At 60.8% G+C, this 24,611-nt stretch carries 22 protein-coding genes and 1 tRNA gene; 9 read left to right on the forward strand and 14 right to left on the reverse strand.

Going from position 1 to position 24,611, the window contains the following annotated elements; all coding sequences use genetic code 11:
- Window position 1: 1 nt before the first annotated feature.
- On the reverse strand, window positions 2-562 hold the full coding sequence (locus AC07R0_RS08315; RefSeq protein ID WP_495104465.1) for a DUF2975 domain-containing protein: 561 nt from the start codon (window positions 560-562) through the stop codon (window positions 2-4).
- An 88-nt stretch (window positions 563-650) separates the two neighbouring features.
- Here AC07R0_RS08315 and AC07R0_RS08320 point away from each other — a divergent pair, with 88 nt between their 5' ends.
- The 6 genes from AC07R0_RS08320 (at window position 651) to AC07R0_RS08345 (ending at window position 7,454) form a co-directional block, all read left to right on the forward strand.
- Window positions 651-1,268 carry a hypothetical protein gene (locus AC07R0_RS08320; protein ID WP_495104466.1) on the forward strand — a complete coding sequence of 206 codons (618 nt, stop codon included), beginning with the start codon at window positions 651-653 and terminating at the stop codon, window positions 1,266-1,268.
- Window positions 1,269-1,653: 385 nt separating this feature from the next.
- Entirely contained in the window at window positions 1,654-2,403 is a 750-nt protein-coding gene (locus AC07R0_RS08325; protein ID WP_495104467.1) for an electron transfer flavoprotein subunit beta/FixA family protein, read from the forward strand.
- A 2-nt stretch (window positions 2,404-2,405) separates the two neighbouring features.
- Window positions 2,406-3,338, forward strand: a complete 933-nt coding sequence (locus AC07R0_RS08330) for an electron transfer flavoprotein subunit alpha/FixB family protein (RefSeq protein WP_495104468.1) — start codon at window positions 2,406-2,408, stop codon at window positions 3,336-3,338.
- A 72-nt stretch (window positions 3,339-3,410) separates the two neighbouring features.
- Entirely contained in the window at window positions 3,411-5,201 is a 1,791-nt protein-coding gene (locus AC07R0_RS08335) for an acyl-CoA dehydrogenase (RefSeq protein WP_495104469.1), read from the forward strand.
- Window positions 5,202-5,281: 80 nt separating this feature from the next.
- Window positions 5,282-6,238: an NAD(P)H-dependent flavin oxidoreductase gene (locus AC07R0_RS08340; RefSeq protein WP_495104470.1), complete on the forward strand. Its 957-nt coding sequence runs from the start codon at window positions 5,282-5,284 to the stop codon at window positions 6,236-6,238.
- A 94-nt stretch (window positions 6,239-6,332) separates the two neighbouring features.
- Window positions 6,333-7,454, forward strand: a complete 1,122-nt coding sequence (locus AC07R0_RS08345) for an acyltransferase family protein (protein ID WP_495076293.1) — start codon at window positions 6,333-6,335, stop codon at window positions 7,452-7,454.
- Here the strand turns inward: AC07R0_RS08345 and AC07R0_RS08350 are convergent.
- From AC07R0_RS08350 to AC07R0_RS08405, 12 genes are all read right to left on the reverse strand, one after another.
- Complete coding sequence (locus AC07R0_RS08350) at window positions 7,441-8,061, reverse strand: glutathione S-transferase (RefSeq protein ID WP_495104471.1); 621 nt, start codon at window positions 8,059-8,061, stop codon at window positions 7,441-7,443. The genes AC07R0_RS08345 and AC07R0_RS08350 overlap by 14 nt on opposite strands.
- 41 nt (window positions 8,062-8,102) lie before the next feature.
- On the reverse strand, window positions 8,103-9,035 hold the full coding sequence (trhO, locus tag AC07R0_RS08355; protein ID WP_495104472.1) for an oxygen-dependent tRNA uridine(34) hydroxylase TrhO: 933 nt from the start codon (window positions 9,033-9,035) through the stop codon (window positions 8,103-8,105).
- A gap of 61 nt (window positions 9,036-9,096) precedes the next feature.
- On the reverse strand, window positions 9,097-10,218 hold the full coding sequence (locus AC07R0_RS08360; protein ID WP_495104473.1) for an extracellular catalytic domain type 1 short-chain-length polyhydroxyalkanoate depolymerase: 1,122 nt from the start codon (window positions 10,216-10,218) through the stop codon (window positions 9,097-9,099).
- Window positions 10,219-10,253: 35 nt separating this feature from the next.
- A complete protein-coding gene (locus tag AC07R0_RS08365) occupies window positions 10,254-10,679 on the reverse strand; it encodes a CopG family transcriptional regulator (RefSeq protein WP_495104474.1) in 426 nt (141 codons plus the stop codon).
- Window positions 10,680-10,836: 157 nt separating this feature from the next.
- Complete coding sequence (locus AC07R0_RS08370) at window positions 10,837-12,369, reverse strand: SpoVR family protein (protein ID WP_495076289.1); 1,533 nt, start codon at window positions 12,367-12,369, stop codon at window positions 10,837-10,839.
- Between the two features lie 3 nt (window positions 12,370-12,372).
- On the reverse strand, window positions 12,373-13,644 hold the full coding sequence (locus AC07R0_RS08375; protein WP_495104475.1) for a YeaH/YhbH family protein: 1,272 nt from the start codon (window positions 13,642-13,644) through the stop codon (window positions 12,373-12,375).
- Between the two features lie 81 nt (window positions 13,645-13,725).
- On the reverse strand, window positions 13,726-15,648 hold the full coding sequence (locus AC07R0_RS08380) for a PrkA family serine protein kinase (protein ID WP_495076287.1): 1,923 nt from the start codon (window positions 15,646-15,648) through the stop codon (window positions 13,726-13,728).
- A gap of 123 nt (window positions 15,649-15,771) precedes the next feature.
- Window positions 15,772-16,485: a phosphoserine phosphatase SerB gene (serB, locus tag AC07R0_RS08385; protein ID WP_495104476.1), complete on the reverse strand. Its 714-nt coding sequence runs from the start codon at window positions 16,483-16,485 to the stop codon at window positions 15,772-15,774.
- A 140-nt stretch (window positions 16,486-16,625) separates the two neighbouring features.
- Window positions 16,626-16,716: transfer RNA gene (locus AC07R0_RS08390), tRNA-Ser, on the reverse strand.
- 20 nt (window positions 16,717-16,736) lie between these two features.
- The gene (locus tag AC07R0_RS08395; protein WP_495076285.1) at window positions 16,737-17,114 is read right to left on the reverse strand and encodes a DUF2237 family protein; all 378 of its coding nucleotides are present in this window, start codon (window positions 17,112-17,114) and stop codon (window positions 16,737-16,739) included.
- Between the two features lie 22 nt (window positions 17,115-17,136).
- A complete protein-coding gene (locus tag AC07R0_RS08400) occupies window positions 17,137-18,051 on the reverse strand; it encodes an SPFH domain-containing protein (RefSeq protein ID WP_495076284.1) in 915 nt (304 codons plus the stop codon).
- Between the two features lie 33 nt (window positions 18,052-18,084).
- Window positions 18,085-18,510, reverse strand: a complete 426-nt coding sequence (locus AC07R0_RS08405; RefSeq protein ID WP_495076283.1) for an NfeD family protein — start codon at window positions 18,508-18,510, stop codon at window positions 18,085-18,087.
- 180 nt (window positions 18,511-18,690) lie between these two features.
- On the opposite strand from AC07R0_RS08405, the gene AC07R0_RS08410 reads away from it, so the two are divergent.
- A complete protein-coding gene (locus tag AC07R0_RS08410) occupies window positions 18,691-20,964 on the forward strand; it encodes an Orn/Lys/Arg family decarboxylase (RefSeq protein WP_495076282.1) in 2,274 nt (757 codons plus the stop codon).
- A 175-nt stretch (window positions 20,965-21,139) separates the two neighbouring features.
- On the forward strand, window positions 21,140-21,703 hold the full coding sequence (locus AC07R0_RS08415; RefSeq protein ID WP_495076281.1) for a fasciclin domain-containing protein: 564 nt from the start codon (window positions 21,140-21,142) through the stop codon (window positions 21,701-21,703).
- A 104-nt stretch (window positions 21,704-21,807) separates the two neighbouring features.
- On the opposite strand, the gene AC07R0_RS08420 is transcribed toward AC07R0_RS08415, so the two are convergent.
- Window positions 21,808-22,680 (reverse strand): DNA ligase, encoded by an 873-nt coding sequence (locus tag AC07R0_RS08420; RefSeq protein WP_495104477.1) that lies wholly within the window; start codon window positions 22,678-22,680, stop codon window positions 21,808-21,810.
- Between the two features lie 182 nt (window positions 22,681-22,862).
- On the opposite strand from AC07R0_RS08420, the gene ggt reads away from it, so the two are divergent.
- Entirely contained in the window at window positions 22,863-24,584 is a 1,722-nt protein-coding gene (gene ggt, locus AC07R0_RS08425) for a gamma-glutamyltransferase (protein ID WP_495104478.1), read from the forward strand.
- Window positions 24,585-24,611 lie beyond the last annotated feature (27 nt).

The raw sequence follows: 24,611 nt of genomic DNA on the forward strand, positions 1-24,611 counted from the left end.
TTTAAACGAAAGCCGCGTTTTCTTCGGCCAGCGCCTGGCCCTGGCCGATGATGGCCGCCATCAGCCACACCACCCCGGCAAACAGCAGGGTGAAGATATGGTCCGAGCCCAGCGCGATGGCCAAGTGCCGCATGCCCGGCGGGTTGTTCAGCGTCAGCAATACAGACAGGGCGGGCACCAGCAGCATGCCTGCCAGCACGGAGGCCATGGTCCAGGCGGCAAAGCGCCGCAGGCCCAGCACCGCTTGCGGGGTGAAGACCTGACCCCGGGCGAAGCTCTGAAAGCATTTGCGTGCTTCCCACAGGCCGCGCAGCAGCAGGCCTACGGGCCCGCAGGTCAGCAGCGCGCCGGCCAGCCTCTGCAGTGGCGAAAGAGCGCCCTGTATGGCGCCGGGCGCCAAGTGGGCCTGGGCAGCCAGGGTGCCGGTATCGGCCACGGCCCAGCAGGCCAGCACGGCCAGGGGTAAGGCCCAGACTAATAAGCCGCAGGCTGCCGCCAGGATGCGGCTGGTGCGACGCAATGCCAAAGGGTCGGGGGCGAGAGTAGCTGCGGTGTGTTGCATGGTCATTCCTTTGCGAGGGATTTATTTTAATTTGACAAATAATTTATGTAAAACAATAATTTATCAACATCTACTAGAAATTATTACCATGTCCAGCTATTGGCGAACTGTGATTTGTACCGGCCTGTTGTTGGGGCTGGTGGCCTGCTCCGGTATCCCCATCCGCTCCATGGCACGGTTGGCCAAGTTGCCCGATCAACTGCTGCATGCCAGCCCGGCGGAGATCATGTTCGCGGTGCAGGTGGACAACCGCTTGCTGCCTGCAGTCAGTGGCACGCCCACCTTCAGTATCGACATCCAGCCCGCCGTTGCCGGGGCTTTTGAACCCGTGCTGCGCAAGCTGCCCATGCAGCTGAATGTGACAGCGGCTCCGGCCATGGGGCTGGAGCCCGCAGGCCCTGGGCGGCGTTGGATGCTGTACCGCTTCACGCCTGCATCGCAAGTGGAGTTGAAACGCATACAGGCCCAGTTTCTGCGCTTGCAGGCAGAGCGCCGCAGTGGCACCGGCGGCAGCCTGGCGGTAGGCATCGCGCAGGACGGTGTGGTCGCCAGCGACGCGGCGCTAGACAACACGCGCTGGGAGAGTTGGCTGCAAACCGCGGCCCAGGAGGGCTTTTACATGCTGTGGTCGGGCAGCCTGGGTGAGCTGAAGGCGCAAGAGCGTGCCGCCCGCAACGCTACGGCCACACAGAAAACAGGCGGATGAATGATGCAACAACGAATGGTTTTATGGGGCGCTGCACTGGTGTTTTTATTGTGTGGCTGCTCTACCGAGGCCTGGTACAACGGCATGCAGCAAAGCGCGCAAGAGGCTTGTCGCACGCAGCGTAATGGACCTGGGGACGCTTGTACGGCAGGGCGCTACACCAAGCCGTATTCCACGTTTGAAAAAGAACGTGCGGGGCTAAAACTGTAGCTGTCACCTGGATGACGGTGGTGCGTGTATTGCGGTCTATAATTAAAAAGAACGATCGTGCTTTTTAATGGCGTACCCATGGTGATCGCTAGGTTCGCAAGAGACTGGACGTGCTGCGGCATAGAATCAGCGGGCTTACGTATACGTCAATTCAATAACTCTGAGGAGTGCAGTGATGAAGGTCCTGGTAGCAGTCAAACGCGTGGTGGATTACAACGTGAAGGTCCGGGTGAAGTCGGACCAAACGGGCGTAGACATCGCCAATGTCAAGATGAGCATGAACCCGTTTGACGAGATCGCCATCGAAGAAGCGGTTCGCCTGAAAGAAAAGGGCGCAGTCACCGAAATCATCGCCGTGTCCTGCGGCGTGACCCAATGCCAGGAAACCCTGCGCACCGCCATGGCCATCGGCGCGGACCGCGCCATCCTGGTGGAAACCAGCGAAGAACTGCAACCCCTGGCCGTGGCCAAGTTGCTCAAGGCCCTGGTTGACAAAGAACAGCCCGGCCTGGTGATCCTGGGCAAGCAAGCCATCGACGACGACTGCAACCAGACCGGCCAGATGCTGGCCGCGCTGGCCCATCTGCCGCAAGCCACGTTCGCCAGCAAGGTGGAAATTGCCGACGGCAAAGCCAACGTCACCCGTGAAGTCGATGGCGGCCTGGAGACCATCGCGGTCAGCCTGCCAGCCATCATCACCACCGACCTGCGCCTGAACGAGCCACGCTACGTCACCTTGCCCAACATCATGAAGGCCAAGAAGAAACCGCTGGAAGTGGTGAAGCCGGAAGACCTGGGCGTCAACGTCGCCCCCCGCATTAAGACCTTGAAGGTCAGCGAGCCGCCACAGCGCAGCGCCGGCATCAAAGTCCCAGACGTTGCAACTCTCGTTGCCAAACTCAAAACCGAAGCCAAGGTGATCTGACCATGACCACACTCGTTATTGCCGAACACGACAACGCCAGCCTCAAGGGCGCCACCCTGAACACCGTCGCCGCCGCCACACAGTGCGGTGGTGATGTGCATGTCCTCATCGCGGGCAGCAACGCCGGTGCAGCCGCTGCTGATGCAGCGCAGTTGCCTGGTGTGTCCAAGGTCCTGCACGCCGATGGCGCCCAGTTCGCCCATGGTCTGGCCGAGAACGTGGCCGCCCAGGTGCTGGCCATTGCCCCGGCTTACAGCCACATCCTGTTCCCGGCCACCGCTGGCGGCAAGAATGTGGCGCCACGTGTCGCGGCCCTGCTGGACGTGGCACAGATTTCTGACGCCACCAAGATCGTCAGTGCCGACACCTTCGAGCGCCCCATCTACGCCGGCAACGCGATTGCCACCGTGCAAAGCCTGGACGCAACCAAGGTCCTGACCGTGCGCACCACCGCCTTTGACCCGGTGGCGACCAGCGGCGGCAGCGCTGCTGTGGAGCAGCTGACGGCCGTGGCAGATTCCGGCCAATCCAGCTTTGTGGGCAGCGAGATCGCCAAGAACGACCGTCCCGAACTCACCGCTGCCAAGATTATTGTTTCCGGCGGCCGGGCTCTGGGCAGCGCCGAGAAGTTCAACGAAGTGATGATTCCGCTGGCCGACAAGCTGGGCGCCGCACTGGGTGCCAGTCGCGCAGCCGTGGATGCGGGTTATGCCCCGAACGACTGGCAAGTGGGCCAGACCGGCAAGATCGTTGCGCCTCAGCTGTACATCGCTGCCGGCATCAGCGGTGCGATCCAGCACTTGGCTGGCATGAAGGACAGCAAGGTGATCGTGGCCATCAACAAGGATGGCGAGGCACCGATCTTCTCCGTGGCCGATTACGGGCTGGAGGCGGACCTGTTCGTCGCCGTGCCTGCACTCGTCGCGGCTTTGTAAGAAGCAGGTCAGTGCGAAGGGGCATCGTGCGCGGTGCCCTTTTTTTATAACTATTGATCCCGGAGACACCCCATGAGCTACACCGCCCCGCTGAAAGACATGCTTTTCAACATCCAGCATCTGGCCCATATCGACCAGATCGCTGCGTTGCCAGGCTTTGAAGACGCGGGGCTGGACACGGCCCAGGCGGTGCTGGAAGAGGCCGCCAAGTTCAACGAGGGGGTGTTGTCTCCGCTGAATTGGGAAGGCGACAAAAATCCGTCTAGTTGGAAAAACGGCGTGGTCACCGCCACGCCCGGATTCAAGGATGCCTTCAAGCAATTTGCCGAAGGCGGCTGGCAAGGCCTGCAGCACCCCACCGAATACGGTGGCCAGGGCTTGCCCAAGACGATTGGCGCGGCCTGCGTGGAGATGTGCAATAGCGCCAACCTGAGCTTCGCGCTATGCCCGCTGCTCAGCGACGGCGCGATCGAAGCGTTGCTGACAGCCGGCTCGGACGCACTCAAGGCCACCTACCTGGAGAACCTGGTCAGCGGCAAATGGACCGGCACCATGAACCTGACCGAGCCGCAGGCCGGCAGCGACCTGGCCATGGTGCGCAGCCGCGCCGAACCGCAGGGCGATGGCAGCTACAAGGTGTTTGGCACCAAGATTTTCATCACCTGGGGTGAGCACGACATGGCCGAGAACATCGTCCACTTGGTGCTGGCCCGGGTGACCGGTGCGCCCGAAGGGGTGAAGGGCATCAGCCTGTTCGTGGTGCCCAAGTTCCTGGTGAATGCCGATGGCTCGCTGGGGGCGCGCAACGACGTGCATTGCGTCAGCATCGAGCACAAGCTGGGCATCAAGGCCAGCCCCACTGCCGTGCTGCAGTATGGCGACCACGGCGGTGCCGTGGGCTATCTGGTGGGCGAGGAAAACCGCGGCCTGGAATACATGTTCATCATGATGAATGCCGCGCGCTACGCGGTGGGCATGCAAGGCATTGCCGTGGCCGAGCGGGCCTACCAGAAGGCCGTGCAGTTCGCCAAGGACCGGGTGCAAAGCCGCCCGGTCGATGGTTCGGCCAAGGCCAGCGTGGCCATCATCCACCACCCAGATGTGCAGCGCATGCTGATGACCATGCGGGCCCACACCCAGGGTTGCCGCGCCATGTCGGCCGTGGCAGCCGCTGCCTATGACACGGCGCACCACCATACCGATGCCGAGACACGCCAGCAGAGCCAGGCTTTCTATGAATTCCTGGTGCCGCTGGTCAAGGGCTACAGTACCGAGATGAGCCTGGACGTGGCTTCGCTGGGCGTGCAGGTGCATGGCGGCATGGGCTTCATCGAAGAAACTGGCGCCGCACAGTATTTGCGCGACGCCAAGATCCTGGCCATCTACGAAGGCACGACGGCGATCCAGGCGAACGATCTGGTAGGCCGCAAGACGGTACGCGACGGCGGCGCCACTGCTAAAGCGATTGCACGCCAGATCGTGGTCACCGAGACCGAATTGGCCCAGAGCGGCAGCGCCCACGCGCAGGCTGTGGCCAAGCGCCTGAAGGCCGCGCGTACCGCCTTCCTGGACGTGGTGACTTTTGTGGTCAGCAACACCAAGACCGAGCCGAATGCAGTGTTTGCCGGCAGCGTGCCCTACCTGATGCTGGCCGGCAAGCTGGTTGCCGGCTGGCAGTTGGCGCGCTCGCTGCTGGTGGCCGAGGACCTGCTGGCCAAGGGTGAAGACACAGCGTTTATGCAAGCCAAGATCAGCACCGCACGTTTCTATGCCGACCATGTGCTGGTCACCGCGCAAAGCCTGCGCGACAGCATTCTGGAAGGCGCGGACAGCGTCACTGCGCTGGGTGTGGATGCGTTCTGATTTGCTATTGATTGTGTAGCTGCTAGCGCAGGTATTACCTGCGCCAGAGCCAGATTTTTTATAAATGCACCGGAGACCCCATGTCCAGATTGCCTGCCCCGTTGAACGCGCTGCCGCTGCCCATCATCGCTTCGCCGATGTTCATCGTCAGCACCCCCAAGCTGGTGATTGCCCAGTGCATTGCCGGGGTGGTGGGCTCCATGCCCTCGCTGAATGCGCGTCCGGCATCGCAGCTGGACGACTGGCTGGCCGAAATCACTGAAACCCTGGCGGCCTACAACCTGGCCCACCCCGACGCACCGGCCGCGCCGTTCGCCATCAACCAGATCGTGCACAAGTCGAATGACCGCCTGGAGCACGACCTGCAGGCCTGCGTGAAGTTCAAGGTGCCCATCGTCATCACCTCGCTGGGCGCGCGCGAGGATGTGAACGCAGCGGTGCACAGTTACGGCGGCGTGGTGCTGCACGACATCATCAACAACAAGTTTGCCCACAAGGCGATAGAGAAGGGCGCTGACGGCCTGATCGCTGTGGCGGCCGGTGCCGGCGGCCACGCGGGAGTGAAGAGCCCGTTCGCCCTGGTGCAGGAAATCCGTGAATGGTTCGACGGCCCGCTGGCCCTGAGCGGTGCCATCTCCACCGGCGGCGCGGTGCTGGCGGCACAGGCCATGGGGGCTGACTTTGCTTACATAGGCTCAGCCTTCATCGCTACCGAGGAAGCACGTGCCGTAGACGCCTACAAGCAGGCCATCGTGGATGGTGATTCGGACGACATCGTACTGACCAATCTGTTCACCGGCGTGCACGGCAACTACCTGGCACCGTCCATCCGCGCGGCCGGCCTGGACCCTGAGCATCTGCCCGAAAGCGACCCTACCAAGATGAATTTTGGCGGCGATACGGCGGCCAAAGCGTGGAAAGATATCTGGGGCTGCGGCCAGGGCATTGGCGCAGTCCGTAAAATCCAACCTGCGGGCGAATACGTGGCCCAGCTCCGGCGCGAATACGCCGAGGCCAAAGCCCGTTTATCCGTTTAGCCTATCCCTTTAGATTTTTACCGGGGAACGCCTTGTGCGTTCCCCTTGTTTTTGTGGACCCCGGACTGTTGCGGGGGCCGCCTTTTGTGTGACGATGCCTTCTTCCTCTAACCGTTCCAACGCTTCTCGTATCCCCCTGCTAGATGTATTCAAAGGACTGGCTTGCATGCTGGTCGTGGGGCACCACCTAGTTTTTTACGGTCCTATGTCGGACGTGGCTTTTCCGCTGGCCCCTGGCCTGATGGACTGGCTGTTCGACTACGGCCGTATGGCGGTGCAGGTGTTTCTGGTGCTGGGTGGTTATCTGGCGGCCAGCACCTTGGCGCCCACCGGTGTGGCCCGGTTCGAGCAGGCCTGGCCGCAGGTGCAGCGCCGCTTTGTGCGCCTGTCCACACCGTATCTGGCTGCGCTGCTGCTGAGCTTGCTGGCGGCGGAGCTGGCACGCAATGGCATGGAGCACTCGTCCATCCCGTCTGAGCCGTCCCTGCCGCAGCTATTGGCCCATGTGCTGATGCTGCAGGACGTGCTGGGCTTTGAGGCACTGTCGGCCGGTGTCTGGTACGTGGCCATCGACTTCCAGCTGTTCGTGCTGGCGGTGGCGGTGTTCAGCCTGGCGCGTGCCTGGCCCACGCATGGCCGCAGTCCCTGGCTGGCGCCCGCGCTGGTGCTGGGCCTGACTTGCGCGTCTCTGGCTTATTTCAACCGCATGCCGTCGCTGGACACCTGGGCTTTGTATTTCGTGGGCTCGTATGGGCTGGGCATGCTGGCCTTCTGGGCCGGGCGCAGCCAGCGGCCGTTGCTGTGGCTGCTGGCCTTGGCCTTGCTGGGCGTGGCGGCACTGGCCTGGGATTTCCGGGGCCGCATTGCCGTGGCGTTGGTCATGGCTTTGGTGTTGTGCGTGCTGCAGGCCAGCCAGAGCGTGCGGCACTGGTCGCCTCTGGCGCCGCTGCAGCGCTTGGGTCAGATGTCGTACTCGGTGTTTTTGGTGCACTTTCCGGTGTGCCTGCTGGTGAACACTGCGTTCAACCAGTTCTGGCCCACCCAGCCCTGGGTGAATGCCTTTGGCATGGTGCTGGCGTTTGCGGCGTCCATGGTCAGTGGACGCTGGCTGTACCGCCACGTGGAAACCCGTCTGGTCTGCATGCCCTCGGCCCTGCGCCTGCAAGGTGGCTTGCTGGCTGCCGGCCTGCTGCTGGCGGGGATCAAGGCGCTGTAGGAAAGCATACGGCAGGCGCTCCGGCCTGCCAGGGCGGGAACTTGGGCATCACCTGCGCCAGGGCGTCGGAGGCCTCCCAGGCGGCCAGCCAGGCTTGCAGCCGGGGCCAGGGCTGGGCGGCGAACCAGTCTGCATCCACATGGGCAAACTGCCGTACAAAGGGCGCCACCGCCATATCGGCCAGGCTGGTGCGCTGGCCCAGCAAAAAGGCGTGCGCTGTCAGCCGTGTTTCGAATTCTTCCAATAACAGGCTGGCAGCAGTCCGGTGCATATGCGTATTGGGTAGCGTGCTATTTTCTTCATAGCGGCCCGGGTATTTGTAGCGGTCCAGATGGTGTTTGAAATTGCCATCCACGCGGGCCACCAGGGCCAGCATGTCGCCCAGTGTGCCGTGAGTAGGTGCCAGCCAGCCGGCCGGGTCGTTCTGCCGTAGCGCCCAGAGCATGATGTCCAGGCTCTGGTCCAGAACTTCGCCGCCGGGCAGCACCAGCACGGGTACGGTGGCCTTGGCGGATGCGGCGAGCAATTCGGGGGGCTTGTTGCGCAGCACTACTTCGCGCAGCTCGCAGACTTGGTTGCTGGCCCACAAGGCCAGCCGTGCCCGCATGGCATAGGGGCATCGGCGAAAGGAATACAGGATGGGCCGCACTAGGATTTCAGCTTTGCTCCCACATGCGGCTGCTGCCGCTCGCGGGCCAAGGCCATCTGGTGCTCGCGCTCCAGAAAGCCTTGTTTTTGGGCTTCGGTCTTTTGGTCGTGGCAATGCGCGCAGGACACGCCGCGCACAAAGTGGGGCGATGCCAGATCGTCTTCATTCAGAGGCCAGCGGCAGGAGCGGCACAACTCCAGCGTGCCGGGCACCAGGCCATGGCCCACTGAGACCCGCTCGTCAAACACAAAGCACTGGCCGTCCCAGCGGCTCTCGGCCTGGGGTACGGTCTCCAGGTATTTCAGGATGCCGCCTTCGAGGTGGTAGACCTCTTCAAAGCCCTGGGCGCGCAGCAGCGCGGTGGATTTTTCGCAGCGTATGCCGCCGGTGCAGAACATGGCAACCTTGGGCTTGCGGTGCAGCGGCTGGCCCTCGGCGCGGGCTTGCTCCACCCACTGCGGGAACTCGGCAAAGCTGTCGATATGCGGGTTGATGGCGCCTTGGAAGGTGCCTATGCCGACCTCGTATTCATTGCGTGTATCCACCAGCACCACGTCGGGATCGGCGATCAGCGCATTCCAGTCTTCGGGCTTGACGTATTGGCCGGCCATCTGGCTGGGGTTCAGCCCTGGCACGCCGAGCGTGACGATCTCGCGCTTCAGCCGTACTTTCATGCGGTAGAAGGGTGAATGCTGGGCGAAGCCTTCCTTGTGCTGCAACCGCGCCAGCCGCGGGTCAGAGCGCAGCCAGGCCAGCACGGCATGCACGCCGTCTGGCGACCCAGCGATGGTGCCGTTGATGCCCTCGGTGGCCAGCAAAATCATGCCTTTGACGCCGTGCGACTCGCAGCAGGCCTGCAGCGGTGCCTGCAAGGCGGTGTAATCGGGCAGCTCTACGAACTGGTAGAAGGCGGCGGTGAGGTAGTCAGACATGCAATTCGGCGTACGCGGTTAGGGTCGGCAGTGTAGCCAATGCACCAGTTGAGGCCCCCAGTTAATGCACCAGCGGGCGGGAATGGCTCTCGAAGAAGCGCCACATTTCTGCCGACGCGTCCGGGCCCAGTGGGTCGGTGTAGCTGCCGCTGTTGTTGCCGCCCGACCAGGCATGGCCGGCGCCGTGCAGCTCCCAGTATTCGGCCAGGCTGCTGCCGTCCTCACGCTGGTAGCGGGTGCGGGTATAGGCCCGGCCCTGGGGCGACTTGCTCTGGCCCTTGTTGGGCGTGGACTGTTCACCTGCGCCAACCACGGATTGCAGCACGGCTTGGCCGTTGTGCGGGTGCACTACCGTATCGGCGTCACCGTGGAAGACGATGATGGGGACAGTGGACTGCAGCTTGCTGCGGCCATTGCCGCTTTTCATGACCGACAGGGCGCTGATGAGGCCATTGGCCGCGCCACAGGCCAGGCCGGAATGCACGCCGACAGCGGCAAACAGGTCCGGGTGGGTGTGGCCCAGGATGCTGGCCATGGCACCGCCTGCGGACAAACCTGCCACGTACACGCGGCGTGGGTCTATCGCGTGCTGGGCGGTCACGTGCTGCACCAGGGCTGCCAGCAGGGCTGCCTCGCCGCCGTCGCGTTGCTGGTCTGTGGGTTTGAACCAGTTCCAGCAGCGCTGGCTGTTGGCGGTCTGCTGCTGGGCGGGGTAGAGAACGGCAAATCCATGTTCTAACGCGATGGCATTCATGCCGGTGCCGGCCGCAAAGTCGTCAGGGTCCTGCGTGCAGCCGTGCAACATCAGCACCAGTGGCATGGGCTGGGCTTGGGGACCGGGAGGGGTGTACAGCTTGTACTGCAGTGCACCCAGGGCGTGTTCGAACCGGCCTTCTACAAAGGCTTCCGCTGTGTCATGGACTGCGGGGCGCGTGGGGGCTTCTGCGGGTGGTGTGGCAGGTGCGCTGGGCTTTGTCGGCAATTCGGTGACGTAGCCATCGAATATCCAGGGGGATGCCGCGGGGGGAGTGGCTGGCGCCGGACGGGCGGGTGCTTTGGCCGTCGCAAAGCCCTCTGTCACCCGTGCGAGTGCCTGCTGGATGGCGCGGGTGGCATCTTGCAGATGGCCGCGTTGTGTCAGCCGGGTGGCTTCTTGCATGATCTTTTTAAACAGTGCGCTCATGCGGGCTTTCGTTGTAAGTCGGTGGACATGGGGTTTCAGGCTTGGCGCTTGGCCAGAGCTGCTTTGACGGCTGAGCTGGCATGCAGGGCGCCCAGCACTTCCAGCGAGTCGATGGTGGCCAATGCCAGCTCGGGACTCACGTCGTGGCCAATGCTGGCCAGGCCCAGCACACGGATCTGCAGTTTTTGGTTGGCGGCCTGGACAGCCAGCAAATCGCTTTCGCTGAAATGCTGCATGCCCAGCACCAGCATCTTGCGCGCTACCACCTGCTTGACGGCGTCGGCGTGGGTGGTCAGCTGGTTGCGGATGGCGGTGCGGATGAAGTCTGTGCGGTTGGCGTAGAAGCCTTCCGACACCAGCAGGTCCACATGGCCGAGGTCCACAAAACCCAGGTTGATGGTGATTTTTTCAGAGTCCTGGGCCTTGGCTTTGGCGGACTCGGTTGCAACGGGGGATTTCATGTTCGCAGTATGCACCATCCACATGGATGGCAAAGGGATGGTTTTTAAAACCACACACTGCAAATGGACGCATCGAGAAATTTATGAAAAAGAAGGCTGTAGCGCAGGAAAAATCTGCGCTGGCAGCTATAAAAGATGTAGCGTTGTGCTCCGACGCTCAGGGCGCGCTTTTGCCGGGCGCGCGGCGGCGCTTTTCGCTCAGGTGCTCGGCCACCAGGCTGGTGCTGCCGTCGGCGTTTTGCCGTTCCAACCGCACATTGAAGCCCCACAGCGTGGCCATGTGCTTGAGCACGGTGGCGCTGGAATCGCCCAGTGGGCGGCGTTGGTGGCTGAAGTGGCGCAGGGTCAGCGAGCGATCGCCGCGCAGGTCCACGTTCCAGACCTGGATATTTGGTTCGCGGTGGCCCAGGTCGTATTGCTCGGACAGCTGGTGGCGCAGCGCGCGGTAGCCGCTGTCATCGTGGATGGATCTGATCTCCAGGGTTTTACGGGCGTCGTCGTCCAGCACGCTGAACAGGCGGAACTCCCGCATCAGCCGGGGCGACAGGTACTGGGCAATGAAGCTTTCGTCCTTGAAGTTGTGCATCGCGAAGTCAAAGGTCTCGCGCCAGTTGGAGCCGGCAATGTCGGGGAACCAGGCGCGGTCCTCGTCGGTCGGGTCTTCGCAGATGCGGCGTATGTCGCGCCACATGGCAAAACCCAGCGCGTAGGGGTTGATGCCCGAGTAGTAGGGGCTGTTGTACGGCGGCTGGTAAACCACATTGGTATGCGACTGCAAGAACTCCAGCATGAAGCCGTCGCCCAGCCGGCCTTCGTCGTACAAGGTGTTGAGCAGGGTGTAGTGCCAGTAGGTGGCCCAGCCTTCGTTCATCACCTGGGTTTGGCGCTGCGGGTAGAAATACTGGCCGATCTTGCGCACGATACGCACAATTTCACGCTGCCAGGGGTCGAGCAGTGGGGCGTTTTTTTCGACGAAGTACAGCAGGTTTTCCTCGGGCTCCGGCGGAAAGCGCTTTTCCTCCTGCGTGGCCTCGGCCTCAGCGCGTGGGGGCAGGGTGCGCCAAAGGTCGTTGACCTGGGCTTGCAGGTATTCGGCGCGCTCTTTCAGGCGCGAGGTTTCTTTTTCGAGCGACAGGCGGGGCGAGCGCTTATAGCGGTCCACCCCCAGGTTGCTCAGCGCGTGGCAGGCGTCGAGCAATTGCTCTACAGCTTCTACGCCGTGGCGTTCCTCGCATTGTGCGATGTAGTTGCGGGCAAAAACCAGGTAGTCCACGATGGCGTCCGCGCTGGTCCACTGCTTGAACAGGTGGTTGCCCTTGAAAAAGGAGTTGTGACCGTAGGCCGCGTGGGCGATCACCAGCGCCTGCATGGGTAAGGTGTTTTCGTCCATCAGATAGGCGATGCAGGGGTCGGAGTTGATGACGATCTCGTAGGCCAGCCCCATCTGGCCGCGCTTGTAGCGGTTTTCGGTAGCCAGAAAATGTTTGCCGAAGGACCAGTGGTGGTAGTACACCGGCATGCCGATGGAGGCATAGGCGTCCATCATTTGCTCGGCGCTGATGATCTCCAACAGGTGGGGGTAGCCGTCCAGCTTGTAGCGGCGAGCGACTTCGCCTATGGCCTGGTCGTAGGCCTCGATGGCTTCAAAGGTCCATTCGGAGCCGGTGGGGAGGAGTTTGGAGGCGCTCATGGTTCAGGCACGCCGCTTGAAGAGTTCACGGAACACAGGGTAGATGTCGGCCACCGTGGCAATGCGTTGCATGGCGAAATTGCCGCCAGCGCTGCCTTGCAGCTGGGTGTATTCGTCCCACAGGTTTTGTGGCGGGCCTTCGGTTATTTCGATGTAGGCGAAGAACTGGCACAGCGGTAGCAGCGACTCTTGCAGTAGGTTTTTGCATAGGGGGGAGTCGTCGTGCCAGTTGTCGCCGTCAGAGGCTTGCGCACCGTAGATATTCCAGGCGTGGCTGTTGTAGCGGGCGGTGATGATTTCATGCATCAGCTTGAGCGCGCTGGACACCACGGTGCCGCCCGATTCGCGCGAGGTGAAGAAGTCGTCTTCATTCACTTCACTGGCCACCGTGTGGTGGCGTATGAATACCACCTCGATGCGCTCGTAGTTGCGCGTCAGGAACAGGTAGAGCAGCATGAAGAAGCGCTTTGCGATGTTCTTGCGCCCCTCGTCCATTGAGCCCGACACGTCCAGCAGGCAGAACATCACGGCCTGCGTCGTGGGCTGGGGTATGCGTACGCGGTTGTTGTAGCGCAGGTCAAAGGTGTCCACAAAAGGCACGGCTTCGATCTTGGCACGCAGGTGGGCGATGTCGCGGCGCAGTTGCTCCACGTCCGGGTCGTCCTCAGGTTGGGTTTTACGCAGTTCTTCCAGCTCGGCTTCGAGCGCGCGAATCTGCGCGGCATAGGGGCCGCCCACCGCAATGCGCCGCCCGGCTGCGCCGCGCATGGTGCGGCTGAGATTGATGTTGGTGGGTACGCCGGTCTGTACAAAGCCGGCCCGCACGCGGCGGTACTGGTCTATGCGCGCTAGCTGCTGTTTGACCAAATTGGGCAGGGCCAGCTCATCGAAAAAGATGTCCAGAAATTCGTCGCGGGTGAGGGTGAAGACGAATTCATCCAGGCTTTCGCCTTCGTTGCTGGCTTGGCCCTTGCCTTTACCGCCTGCGCCGCCGCCTTGGGGGCGCTCCACCTGGTCGCCGCGGTGGAAGCGGTCGTTGCCGGGGCGCACCACTTCCCATACGCCGCCCTGGCCGTGCTCGAACTGCGGCTCACCTATGTCTTTGCCGGGAATGCTGATTTTTTCACCATTGTCCAGATCGCGCATGCCGCGCTTGTTCACGGCGTCTGAAACGGCTTTGCGGATCTGGCCCTTGAAACGCTGGATGAAGCGGCTGCGGTTGACCGAGCTCTTGTGCTTGCTGTCAAACCGCCGGTCTACGATGCGCACCGTCATAGAGTCTCCCGTTGACTTGAAGGAACCCGTCTGCTGTGGTGCGCTGCACACATGGTGCAGACGGGTTGGTTGGCTATTGCGTTACGAGGATTTGCGCACCCGCAAATACCACTCGCACAGCAAGCGCACCTGCTTCTCGGTATAGCCCTTGGCGATCATGCGGTTGACGAAGTCCTGGTGCTTCTTCTGTTCTTCGCCACTGGCTTTGGCGTTGAACGAGATCACCGGCAGCAGCTCTTCGGTGTTGGAGAACATCTTCTTCTCGATCACCGCGCGCAGCTTTTCGTAGGATGTCCACAGTGGGTTGTGGCCGTCCTGGCGGGCACGGGCGCGCAGCACGAAGTTGACTACTTCGTTACGGAAGTCCTTGGGATTGGAAATGCCGGCAGGCTTCTCGATCTTTTCCAGCTCGTCGTTGAGCGCACTGCGGTCCAGCATTTCGCCGGTGTTGGGGTCGCGGTATTCCTGGTCCTGGATCCAGAAGTCGGCATACACCACATAGCGGTCGAAGATGTTCTGCCCGTACTCGGAGTAGCTTTCCAGATAGGAGGTCTGGATTTCCTTGCCTATGAATTCTGCGTAGCGCGGTGACAGGAATTCCTTGATGGCACGCAGGTATTTTTCTTCCACCTCTGGCGGATACTGCTCTTGCTCGATCTGCTGCTCCAGCACATACATCAGGTGCACCGGGTTGGCAGCAACTTCACGGTGGTCGAAGTTGAAGACGCGCGACAGGATCTTGAAAGCGAACCGGGTGGACAGGCCCGTCATGCCTTCGTCCACACCTGCGAAGTCACGGTATTCCTGGTAGCTCTTGGCCTTGGGGTCGGTGTCCTTGAGGTTTTCACCGTCGTAGACCCGCATCTTGGAGAAGATGCTGGAGTTTTCGGGGTCTTTCAGCCGCGACAGTACCGAGAACTGGGCCAGCATGCGCAGCGTGTCGGGAGCGCAAGGCGCTTGTGACAGCGACGAGTTGGACACCAGCTTTTCGTAGATATGGATTTCATCGGACACGCGCAACGAGTAGGGCACTTTAACGATGTAGATCCGGTCCAGAAAAGCCTCGTTGTTGCGGTTGTTCTTGAAGGCCTGCCACTCGGCCTCGTTCGAGTGAGCCAGTACCAGGCCATCGAACGGTATGGCGCCAAAGCCTTCCGTGCCCTTGTAGTTGCCTTCTTGCGTGGCGGTTAGCAAGGGGTGCAAGACCTTGATGGGGGCCTTGAACATTTCCACAAACTCCAGCACGCCGCGATTCGACAGGCACAGGCCGCCCGAGTATGAATACGCGTCCGGGTCGTTTTGGGAATAGGTTTCCAGCTTGCGGATGTCGATCTTGCCGACCAGGGACGAGATGTCCTGGTTGTTTTCGTCGCCCGGTTCGGTCTTGGAGACCGCGATCTGTGACAAGACCGAGGGGCGTAGCTTCACCACGCGAAAGCGGGTGATGTCACCGCCGAACTCCTGCAGGCGCTTGACCGCCCAGGGGCTCATGATGGTGCCGAGGTAGCGTCGTGGGATACCGTAGTCGGTTTCCAGTAACTCGGCATCTTCTGCCGGGTTGAAAAGACCCAGCGGGGACTCGTGGACCGGGGAGTCCTTGATGGCGTAGAAAGGCACTTTTTCGATCAAGGCCTTGAGTTTTTCAGCCAGAGAAGACTTGCCGCCGCCGACCGGCCCCAGCAGATAGAGAATCTGCTTTTTCTCTTCAAGGCCTTGGGCTGCGTGGCGGAAATAGGAGACGATGTGCTCTATCACCTCTTCCATGCCGTAGAGGTCTTTGAAGCTGGGGTACACCTTCAAGACCTTGTTGGCGAAGATGCGTGATAGGCGGGAGTCGGTGCGGGTATCTACCAGCTCGGGCTCACCAATTGCCAGCAGCATGCGTTCTGCCACGCTGGCGTAGGCCGTGGGGTCACGCTTGCATAACTCCAGATAGTCCTGAACCGACATTTCCTCTTCCTGTGCTGCTGCAAAGCGGCCTTGGTAGCGGGTGAAAATGGTCATGGCATTCTCCTAATATTTGCAATGGACTTATACGGTCTGGATTCGCTGCTCTCGCTAAAAGTTCTATCTACTTAACGACCATCATAGGCCTTCCGTTTACCACTTGCGCAGAAGGGGACGGAATTAGTGCACTACCTCCAACAAACGGTCGAGTCCGCCGCTGTTTATAGCGACCATGGCTTTTTCGCGCACGGCTGGCTTGGCGTGGTAAGCCACCGACAAACCGGCTACGCCCATCATCGGCAAATCATTGGCACCATCGCCCATGGCAATGGTTTGCTGGGCTGTGATGCCCATTTCAGCACAGGTCTGCAGCAGCATCTTGCGCTTCTCGTCGCCATCGCAAATATCGCCCCAGGCCTGATCCAGCATGCGGCCGGTAAGCATGCCATCTACTGCTTCCAACATGTTGGAACGGGTGGCGTCTATGTGCAATAGATCACGAATGCGGTCGGTGAAAAATGTGAAGCCGCCACTGACTAGCAGCACCTTCATGCCGGCGGCTTTGCAGGCTGCCACCAAGGCTGCGGCACCTGGGTTGAGTTGCAGACGTTCGTTGTAGACCTGTTCCATGCTGGCTACGCTCACGCCCTTGAGCAGGGTCACGCGTTGGCGCAGGCTTTCCTTGTAGTCGGTGATTTCGCCGCGCATGGCGGCTTCGGTGATGGCGGCTACCTCGGCCTTGCGACCGGCAGCGTCGGCGATCTCATCCACGCACTCGATGTTGATCAGGGTGGAGTCCATGTCAAAGGCGATCAGTTTGAAGTCGCTCAGGCGCAGCGGGGGCGTGAAATCTTGGACGGTAAGGCCAGGGGAAATTTCGGTGGCAATAGACATGGTGCGCTTGTGCGTGTTGATCAAAAAATAGAGGCGGTGCTTGGATGTATTTTGCTTGAAGCCCTGGGCATGAAAAAGTCGAAAAAAAAGCCCTAGCGTTTTAAGGCGCTAGGGCTTTTTTCAGGCTTTGGAAGCCAATCTGGCGGAACAGGCGGGATTCGAACCCGCGGAGGGCTATTAACCCTCACACGCTTTCCAGGCGTGCGACTTAAACCGCTCATCCACCGTTCCAGAGCCTCGAATTATAGCAGTCAAACGGCGGTATTTCGACCCGGTACTGCATGTCGCAACAAGTCTTCCAATAAAACAAATTCCAACGCCCGGATGTGGGTGGAGTCCAGCACCACCGGTGGGGCCACTCCGGCCTCCAGCGCTTCCTTCCAGCGGCTGGCACACAGGCACCAGCGGTCGCCGGGTTTGAGCCCGGCAAAGCGGTAGTCGGGGCGGGGCGTGCAGAGGTCGTTGCCGCGTGACAGCGAGAAGGCCAGGAACTCGCGTGTTACTTTGACGCAAACCACATGTGCGGCCGCATCGCTGTCGTCGGTATTGCAGCAGCCGTCGCGGAAGTAGCCCGTCAGCGGGTCGTAGGAGCAGGGCACCAGCTCGGAGCCGAGTACGTTGTGTTCCATGGCCGGGTCTTCCATAGGGCTCCTATTGCGGTTTGGTGGCGTTGACCATCTTCATGGCCGAGCCTATCAAGGCCGATACCTCGGTCATATTGCTGGGCACGATCAGGGTGGTTTTGGCATCAGCGGCGACCCGACTGTAGGCTTCGACGGCCTTTTCTGCCACTTTGAGTTGCACGGCCAGCTCACCGCCGGGTTGCCGAATCGCGGTGGCCACACGTTCGATGGCATCTGCGGTGGCGGTGGCGACTGCGGTGATGGACGCGGCTTCACCTTGCGCCTTGTTGATGACGGCCTGCTTTTCGCCTTCCGAACGGGCGATAAAGGCCTCGCGTTCGCCGGTGGCGATATTGATTTGTTCCTGGCGGCGGCCTTCGGAGGCGGCGATCAGCGCGCGCTTTTCGCGTTCAGCCGTGATCTGTGCTTGCATGGCGTGCAAAATTTCCTTGGGTGGTGTCAGGTCCTTGATTTCATAGCGCAAGACCTTGACGCCCCAGTTCAGCGCGGCTTCGTCGATGGCGGCGACCACCTGGGCGTTGATGATGTCGCGCTCTTCAAACGTCTTGTCCAGCTCCAGTTTGCCGATGACGCTGCGCAGCGAGGTTTGCGCCAGTTGGCTGATGGCCATGATGTAGTTGCTGGAACCATAGCTGGCGCGCATGGCATCCGTGACCTGGAAGTACAGAATGCCGTCCACCTGCAGCTGGGTGTTGTCCCGTGTGATGCAGACCTGGCTGGGGATGTCCAGCGGGATTTCTTTCAACACATGTTTATAGGCCACCCGGTCCACGAAGGGCACCAGGAAATTCAGGCCTGGCGTCAGCGTGCCGTGGTATTTGCCCAGCCGCTCTATGACCCAGGCATGCTGCTGGGGCACGACTTTCAAGGTGCGGCTGACAAAGATGATGGCGATAACGAGGACGACGAGGGCAATTTCCATAACAACTCCGGTAGTGGGCAGGTGCCCAGTGTTTCACAGTTTGTCGACCAACAGGCGGTTTCCCACCACTTCCGCAACCCGATGCGGGCCGCTGCTGGGCGGGTTGCCAGCGCGGTGCACCACCGTCCATTGGGCGCCTCGGTAGTGCACCTGGGCGGTACCGTCGGCCTGCCAGGTATCAACCACCACGGTTTCACCGATGTCCATATTCACGTCAGGGTTGGCGCTGGCCGGGAGGCTTTGGGGATGTTTGCCACGGATGCGGCTCCAGACGATGACCGCACCGCCACCGACGGCGCTGGCCAGCAGGATTTGCACCGTGGTGCTTGCTCCGAATAGCGCCGCCAGGGCAGCTGCGGCGAAGCCAATGGCCAGCATTAACAAATAGAAGGTGCCGGTGACAAGTTCCACAGCGACTGCGGCACCTGCCAGCAGCCACCAAAAGGTCGATTCGGCCATATTGCTCTCGATTGTGTTGCTAGCGCCACATTTTGGGACAAAAGCAGCCCTGTGTCGGAGAAGCTTCACCAGATGTCCTTACACTTCGCGCCTATTTTGCAGATTTGTCCCCGCTGGCGCGGCCCTGGGTGGTGCCGGGCGGGTGTGGTAGCTTGATTCACGTATTGGCTGGAGGCCGGCATGAAGTTTCGTTTCCCTATCGTCATCATCGATGAGGATTTTCGCTCTGAGAACACCTCGGGCCTGGGCATTCGTGCCTTGGCGCAGGCCATAGAGCAAGAGGGTTTTGAGGTGCTGGGTGTGACCAGTTATGGCGACCTGAGCCAGTTCGCCCAGCAGCAAAGCCGTGCCAGTGCGTTTATTTTGTCGATTGACGATGAAGAGTTCTCGCCCGGGCCGGATCTGGACCCGGCGGTGCTGAACCTGCGCCACTTCATCGATGAAGTGCGCCGCAAGAACCGCGATGTGCCCATTTATATATATGGCGAGACCAAGACCTCGCGCCATATGCCTAACGACATCCTGCGCGAATTGCATGGTTTCATCCACATGTTCGAAGATACGCCGGAGTTCGTGGCCCGCCACATCATCCGTGAGGCCAAGTCCTATCTGGAGAGCGTGCAGCCGCCGTTCTTCAAGGCCTTGCTGGACTATGCGGAAGACGGCTCCTACTCCTGGCACTGCCCCGGTCATTCTGGTGGTGTGGCCTTTTTGAAGAGCCCGGTGGGCCAGATGTTCCACCAGTTCTTTGGTGAAAACATGCTGCGCGCCGACGTCTGTAACGCAGTGGAAGAATTGGGCCAGCTGCTGGACCACAACGGCGCGATTGGCGACAGCGAGCGCAATGCCGCGCGCATCTTCAACGCCGACCATTGCTTCTTCGTGACCAACGGCACCAGCACCAGCAACAAGATGGTCTGGCACCACACGGTGGCACCGGGCGACGTGGTGGTGGTGGACCGCAACTGCCACAAGTCGAACCTGCACGCCATCATCATGACCGGTGCAATCCCGGTGTTCCTGAAGCCCACGCGCAACCATTTCGGCATCATTGGTCCCATTCCGAAGAGCGAATTTGAGCCCGCAGCCATCAAGGCCAAGATTCGCGCCAACCCGTTGCTCAAGGGCGTGGACGCGGATACGGTGAAGCCACGCATCCTCACGCTGACGCAGTCCACCTACGACGGCGTGCTGTACAACACCGAAACCATCAAGAGCATGCTCGATGGCTACGTGGAAAACCTGCACTTCGACGAGGCCTGGCTGCCGCATGCGGCCTTCCACCCGTTCTACGGCAGCTACCATTCGATGGGCAAGAAGCGCATCCGTCCCAAGCATGCGGTGGTGTATGCGACCCAGTCCATCCACAAGCTGCTGGCCGGCATCAGCCAGGCCAGCCATGTGTTGGTGCAGGACTCGCAAAACGTCAAGCTGGACCGGCATCTGTTCAACGAAGCCTATCTGATGCACACCAGCACCAGCCCGCAGTACAGCATCATCGCCAGTTGCGATGTGGCGGCCGCCATGATGGAGCCGCCCGGCGGTACCGCCCTGGTGGAAGAAAGCATTGCCGAAGCGCTCGACTTCCGCCGCGCCATGCGCAAGGTGGACGAGGAATATGGCACCGATTGGTGGTTCAAGGTCTGGGGACCGGACAAGCTGGTGGAGGAGGGCATTGGCCGCGCCACCGACTGGATCATCAAGGGCGAATCCAAGACCAACGCCAAGGCCAACTGGCACGGCTTTGGCAAGATGGCCACCGGCTTCAATATGCTGGACCCGATCAAGTCCACCATCGTGACGCCCGGCATGGATCTGAACGGCAAGTTCGCCAAAACCGGCATCCCGGCCAGCATCGTGACCAAGTTCCTGGCCGAGCACGGTGTGGTGGTCGAGAAGACCGGCCTGTACAGCTTCTTCATCATGTTCACCATCGGCATCACCAAGGGCCGCTGGAACAGCATGCTGACCGCGCTGCAGCAGTTCAAGGACGACTACGACAAGAACCAGCCCATGTGGCGCATCCTGCCCGAGTTTTGCCAGAAGTACCCGCGCTATGAAAAGATGGGTCTGGCCGACCTGTGCCAGCATCTGCATGCGCTGTATGCTAAATACGACATCGCCCGCCTGACCACGGACATGTACCTGAGCGACCTGACACCGGCCATGAAGCCCAGCGACGCTTACGCGCACATTGCGCTGCGCAAGACCGAGCGGGTGGAGATCGACAACCTGGAAGGCCGCGTCACTGTGGGCCTGGTCACGCCCTACCCACCGGGCATTCCGCTGCTGATCCCGGGTGAAGTGTTCAACAAGAAGATCGTGGACTATCTGAAGTTCTCGCGCGAGTTCAATACCCAGTGCCCCGGCTTCGAGACCGACATCCACGGCCTGGTGGAAGAGGTGGATGCCGACGGCAAGCACCACTACTACGCCGACTGCGTGAAGCTCTAAAACTGCATTTGCTATCAAAAGCGTAGCCGCCAGCGCAGGTAACACCTGCGCTGGCGGCTTGTTTTTTATAAACTCCAGGAAACACCAAGGGTTTTCTGCATCCAAAGTCGAGCCCGCTCCGTATTGAGATCAGCCGCAACATTTCGGCTTGTCATCAACCTACTAGGAGCATTCCATGGTCTCGATTCAAACTACCCGCAAGCTGGCCTCTTTCAGCCTGGCCCTCGTGATGTCGGCCGTTTCCGTAGCCGCCATGGCCGATGTGATGGTCGGCGGCGCGCCCATGCTGGCATCCAAGGACATCATCGACAACGCCGTTAACTCCAAGGACCACACCACCTTGGTCGCTGCTGTCAAGGCTGCGGGTCTGGTGGAAACGCTGAAAGGCCCCGGCCCGTTCACCGTGTTTGCGCCTACCAACGCCGCCTTTGCCGCCTTGCCTGCTGGCACGGTAGACACGCTGCTCAAGCCTGAAAACAAGGGCACGCTGACCACCATCCTGACCTACCACGTGGTGGCCGGTAAATACGACGCAGCCGCCATCGGCAAGATGGTCATGGATGGCAAGGGCATGGCCACCTTGAAGACAGTCAGCGGCGGTACCTTGACCGCCAAGGCCAACGGCATGGGCGTCACGGTGACCGATGAAAAAGGCGGCACTGCGAATGTGACGATTGCCGATGTCTACCAGTCCAACGGCGTCATCCACGTCGTGGACAAGGTGCTGCTGCCCAAGTAATTTCGTCTCTGATTCAGCCCGGTATGTCGTTGCTTCGCCTTGCCGTACGCAAGTACTGTCTGCGGCTTCGCGCCCAATCTCGGACTGAATTAGAAACGAAAGGGTCATAAATTCGCATCCTCCCGCTGCCGCAGATAGCTGGCAAAGCGGGGGATGCCGCTGGGGTTGACATCGCGGAAGCGGTACGTCACCCAGCTACCGATAGCCGGTGGATCGCGGCGCTGGGCATCGCTCAAGCCGGTGCCCAGTTTGAAGCGCTGACCCTGCGGCGTCTCCACCAGCAGCGCGCCCAGCATGCCTTCGAATTTACCCTTGCCCGGAATATGCGCCACGACTTTGGCCTCGGCGTCGTCAAAGGGTTTGAATTTCAATAGATCTTCGTTGCGCTGGGCGCTGTACAGCGAGTCGCCCCGGTGTAGTACCAGGCCTTCGCCACCATCCCCCACGGTTTTGCGCAGCAGGGCTTGCAGGGCCGCGTGGCTGGTAATACGCGACTGTGCCACCGGCTGCACCCAGGCGGGCAAAGACAGCTGCTGCAGCGCCTTTAGTCGCTCGTCAAATATGCCACCTTGGTTTGGCAGATCAAACACCATGTAATGCATCTCGCGCCACGCCGCATCGCTGGCCGCTTGCTGGCGCACCGTGGATACCGCGCTGGCAAATGCGCCATGTCCGACCCAGAGTTCACCGTCCATGGGCACAGACGGCCAGCCTGCAGTGAACCAGGCTGGCGGCGTGACGCGTTGGCCGCCGCGCGTCCATAGCTGCTGGCCATCCCAGTAGCCACGCACACCGTCAAACTTTTCGCTGACCCAGTACCCGTTCAGCGCCACACCTTGCCGGTAAATCTTGGGCAACATCAGCGGAGGGGCCTCGGCCCGTGCGCGTATCGGGGCTAAACCACTGGCGACTAGGAATAGTGCGCACTGCAGGACGCTGCGGCGCGGAAGTGTCGGTGTCGATGTAGGATTTTTCATGCCGACATTTGACGCCGCCCCTGGCGCGCAGCAAATACCTGAGTTGGTTATTTTTCCTTACAAAGCAGCATGACTTGCATATAAAAAGCATGCCGTTTTCGCCACTGCAGTTGTTACAGTGGTTTCTGTGCCGACGTAAATTTTTGTAGTAGCCCGTCCCCCAAGTTTGGAGATCTATTCGCATGCAAACTCTATCTTTCCGTCTGGCGTTGATCGCTAGCGCTGCCAGCCTGTGCTGTATTGCGCAGGCCGCTTCCGTGGCACCGGTTGCCGCTGAAAACGGCATGGTTGTCACCGCCCAGCACCTGGCAACCCAGGTCGGTGTTGACGTACTCAAACGCGGCGGTAACGCCATCGACGCGGCAGTCGCCGTGGGCTATGCGCTGGCGGTGGTGTACCCGGCTGCCGGCAATTTGGGCGGCGGCGGCTTCATGACCGTGCAACTGGCCGATGGCCGCAAGACCTTCTTTGACTTTCGCGAAAAAGCCCCATTGGCTGCTACGGCGAATATGTACCTGGACGCCGCTGGAAACGTAGTCAAGGGCGCCAGCACGAATGGCTATCTGGCCGTGGGGGTGCCTGGTTCGGTTGCCGGCTTTGAAGAGGCCCGGACCAAATACGGCACCATGCCGCGCGCCAAGCTGATCGCCCCGGCCATCACCTTGGCCGAGCGTGGCTTTGTGCTGCAAGAGGGTGATGTGGAGATGCTGAAAACTTCGACCGAAGACTTCAAGAAAGATGTGCCTTCTGCCGCCATTTTCCTGAACAAGGGTGAGCCTTTCAAAATCGGCGAAAAATTGGTGCAGAAAGACCTGGCCAAAACGCTCAAGCTGGTCAGCCAGAAGGGGGCGGACGGCTTCTACAAAGGCTTGGTCGGTGCCAACATCGTTGCCGCCAGTACCGCCGGCAAGGGCATCATCACCCAGGCCGATCTGGACCAGTACAAGGTGCGTGAGCTGGCGCCGGTGGAGTGCGACTACCGTGGCTACCACATCGTCTCGGCGCCGCCCCCCAGCTCAGGCGGTGTGGTGATCTGCGAGATTTTGAACATCGTCGAGGGCTATCCCATGAAAGAGTTGGGCTTCCGCTCGGCCCAAGCTGTGCACTACCAAATCGAGGCCATGCGCCACGCCTACCTGGACCGCAATAGCTACCTGGGCGACCCGGACTTCGTGAAGAATCCGCTGGACCGCCTGCTGGACAAAGCCTATGCCGCGAAGATCCGCGCTGCCATTGATCCGAGCAAGGCCGGGGTCTCAAAGGACTTGAAGCCAGGCGTCGAACCGCACGAAGGCAGCAACACTACCCACTATTCCATCGTGGACAAAGATGGCAATGCGGTATCGGTGACCTACACGCTGAATGACTGGTTTGGCGCGAAAGTGACGGCGGCCAAAACCGGCGTGTTGCTGAACAACGAGATGGACGACTTCACCTCCAAGGTGGGTGTGCCCAATCTGTACGGTCTGGTGCAGGGCGAGGCCAACAAGATTGAGCCCGGCAAGCGTCCGCTGAGTTCCATGAGTCCGACCATCGTCAGCAAAGACGGCAAGCCGGTCATGGTGGTGGGCACACCGGGCGGCAGCCGCATCATCACTGCGGTGACGCACACCATATGGAACGTGATTGACTACGGCATGAACGTACAAGAAGCAGTAGACGCGCCGCGCTTTCACCAGCAATGGCTGCCGGACCTGACGAACGTGGACACTTTCGGCATCAGCCCGGATACCCGCAAGATTCTGGAAGGCATGGGCCACAACCTCGGTGCGCCCCAGCCCGCAAACCACTTGGCTGCCATCTTGGTGGGGGCGCCAACGCTAGAGGGCAAGCCGCGCGGCAACTTTCGCTTCTACGGCGCGAACGATCCACGCCGCAATACCGGTCTGGCGGAAGGCTACTAAGCCCACAAATAGCTATAACAAATATAG

The organism is Rhodoferax sp. GW821-FHT07F03, assembly GCF_059418745.1.

Excerpts from the sequence above, each read along its gene's own strand:
- AC07R0_RS08335 (WP_495104469.1), top strand. The coding sequence starts at position 3,411 with ATGAGCTACACCGCCCCGCTGAAAGACATGCTTTTCAACATCCAGCAT.
- AC07R0_RS08405 (WP_495076283.1), bottom strand. The coding sequence starts at position 18,510 with ATGGCCGAATCGACCTTTTGGTGGCTGCTGGCAGGTGCCGCAGTCGCT.
- AC07R0_RS08325 (WP_495104467.1), top strand. The coding sequence starts at position 1,654 with ATGAAGGTCCTGGTAGCAGTCAAACGCGTGGTGGATTACAACGTGAAG.
- AC07R0_RS08420 (WP_495104477.1), bottom strand. The coding sequence starts at position 22,680 with ATGAAAAATCCTACATCGACACCGACACTTCCGCGCCGCAGCGTCCTG.
- AC07R0_RS08350 (WP_495104471.1), bottom strand. The coding sequence starts at position 8,061 with ATGCGGGCACGGCTGGCCTTGTGGGCCAGCAACCAAGTCTGCGAGCTG.
- AC07R0_RS08315 (WP_495104465.1), bottom strand. The coding sequence starts at position 562 with ATGCAACACACCGCAGCTACTCTCGCCCCCGACCCTTTGGCATTGCGT.
- AC07R0_RS08345 (WP_495076293.1), top strand. The coding sequence starts at position 6,333 with ATGCCTTCTTCCTCTAACCGTTCCAACGCTTCTCGTATCCCCCTGCTA.
- AC07R0_RS08380 (WP_495076287.1), bottom strand. The coding sequence starts at position 15,648 with ATGACCATTTTCACCCGCTACCAAGGCCGCTTTGCAGCAGCACAGGAA.
- ggt (WP_495104478.1), top strand. The coding sequence starts at position 22,863 with ATGCAAACTCTATCTTTCCGTCTGGCGTTGATCGCTAGCGCTGCCAGC.
- AC07R0_RS08360 (WP_495104473.1), bottom strand. The coding sequence starts at position 10,218 with ATGAGCGCACTGTTTAAAAAGATCATGCAAGAAGCCACCCGGCTGACA.
- serB (WP_495104476.1), bottom strand. The coding sequence starts at position 16,485 with ATGTCTATTGCCACCGAAATTTCCCCTGGCCTTACCGTCCAAGATTTC.
- AC07R0_RS08400 (WP_495076284.1), bottom strand. The coding sequence starts at position 18,051 with ATGGAAATTGCCCTCGTCGTCCTCGTTATCGCCATCATCTTTGTCAGC.
- AC07R0_RS08330 (WP_495104468.1), top strand. The coding sequence starts at position 2,406 with ATGACCACACTCGTTATTGCCGAACACGACAACGCCAGCCTCAAGGGC.
- AC07R0_RS08410 (WP_495076282.1), top strand. The coding sequence starts at position 18,691 with ATGAAGTTTCGTTTCCCTATCGTCATCATCGATGAGGATTTTCGCTCT.
- trhO (WP_495104472.1), bottom strand. The coding sequence starts at position 9,035 with ATGTCTGACTACCTCACCGCCGCCTTCTACCAGTTCGTAGAGCTGCCC.
- AC07R0_RS08415 (WP_495076281.1), top strand. The coding sequence starts at position 21,140 with ATGGTCTCGATTCAAACTACCCGCAAGCTGGCCTCTTTCAGCCTGGCC.
- AC07R0_RS08320 (WP_495104466.1), top strand. The coding sequence starts at position 651 with ATGTCCAGCTATTGGCGAACTGTGATTTGTACCGGCCTGTTGTTGGGG.
- AC07R0_RS08395 (WP_495076285.1), bottom strand. The coding sequence starts at position 17,114 with ATGGAACACAACGTACTCGGCTCCGAGCTGGTGCCCTGCTCCTACGAC.
- AC07R0_RS08375 (WP_495104475.1), bottom strand. The coding sequence starts at position 13,644 with ATGACGGTGCGCATCGTAGACCGGCGGTTTGACAGCAAGCACAAGAGC.
- AC07R0_RS08340 (WP_495104470.1), top strand. The coding sequence starts at position 5,282 with ATGTCCAGATTGCCTGCCCCGTTGAACGCGCTGCCGCTGCCCATCATC.
- AC07R0_RS08365 (WP_495104474.1), bottom strand. The coding sequence starts at position 10,679 with ATGAAATCCCCCGTTGCAACCGAGTCCGCCAAAGCCAAGGCCCAGGAC.
- AC07R0_RS08370 (WP_495076289.1), bottom strand. The coding sequence starts at position 12,369 with ATGAGCGCCTCCAAACTCCTCCCCACCGGCTCCGAATGGACCTTTGAA.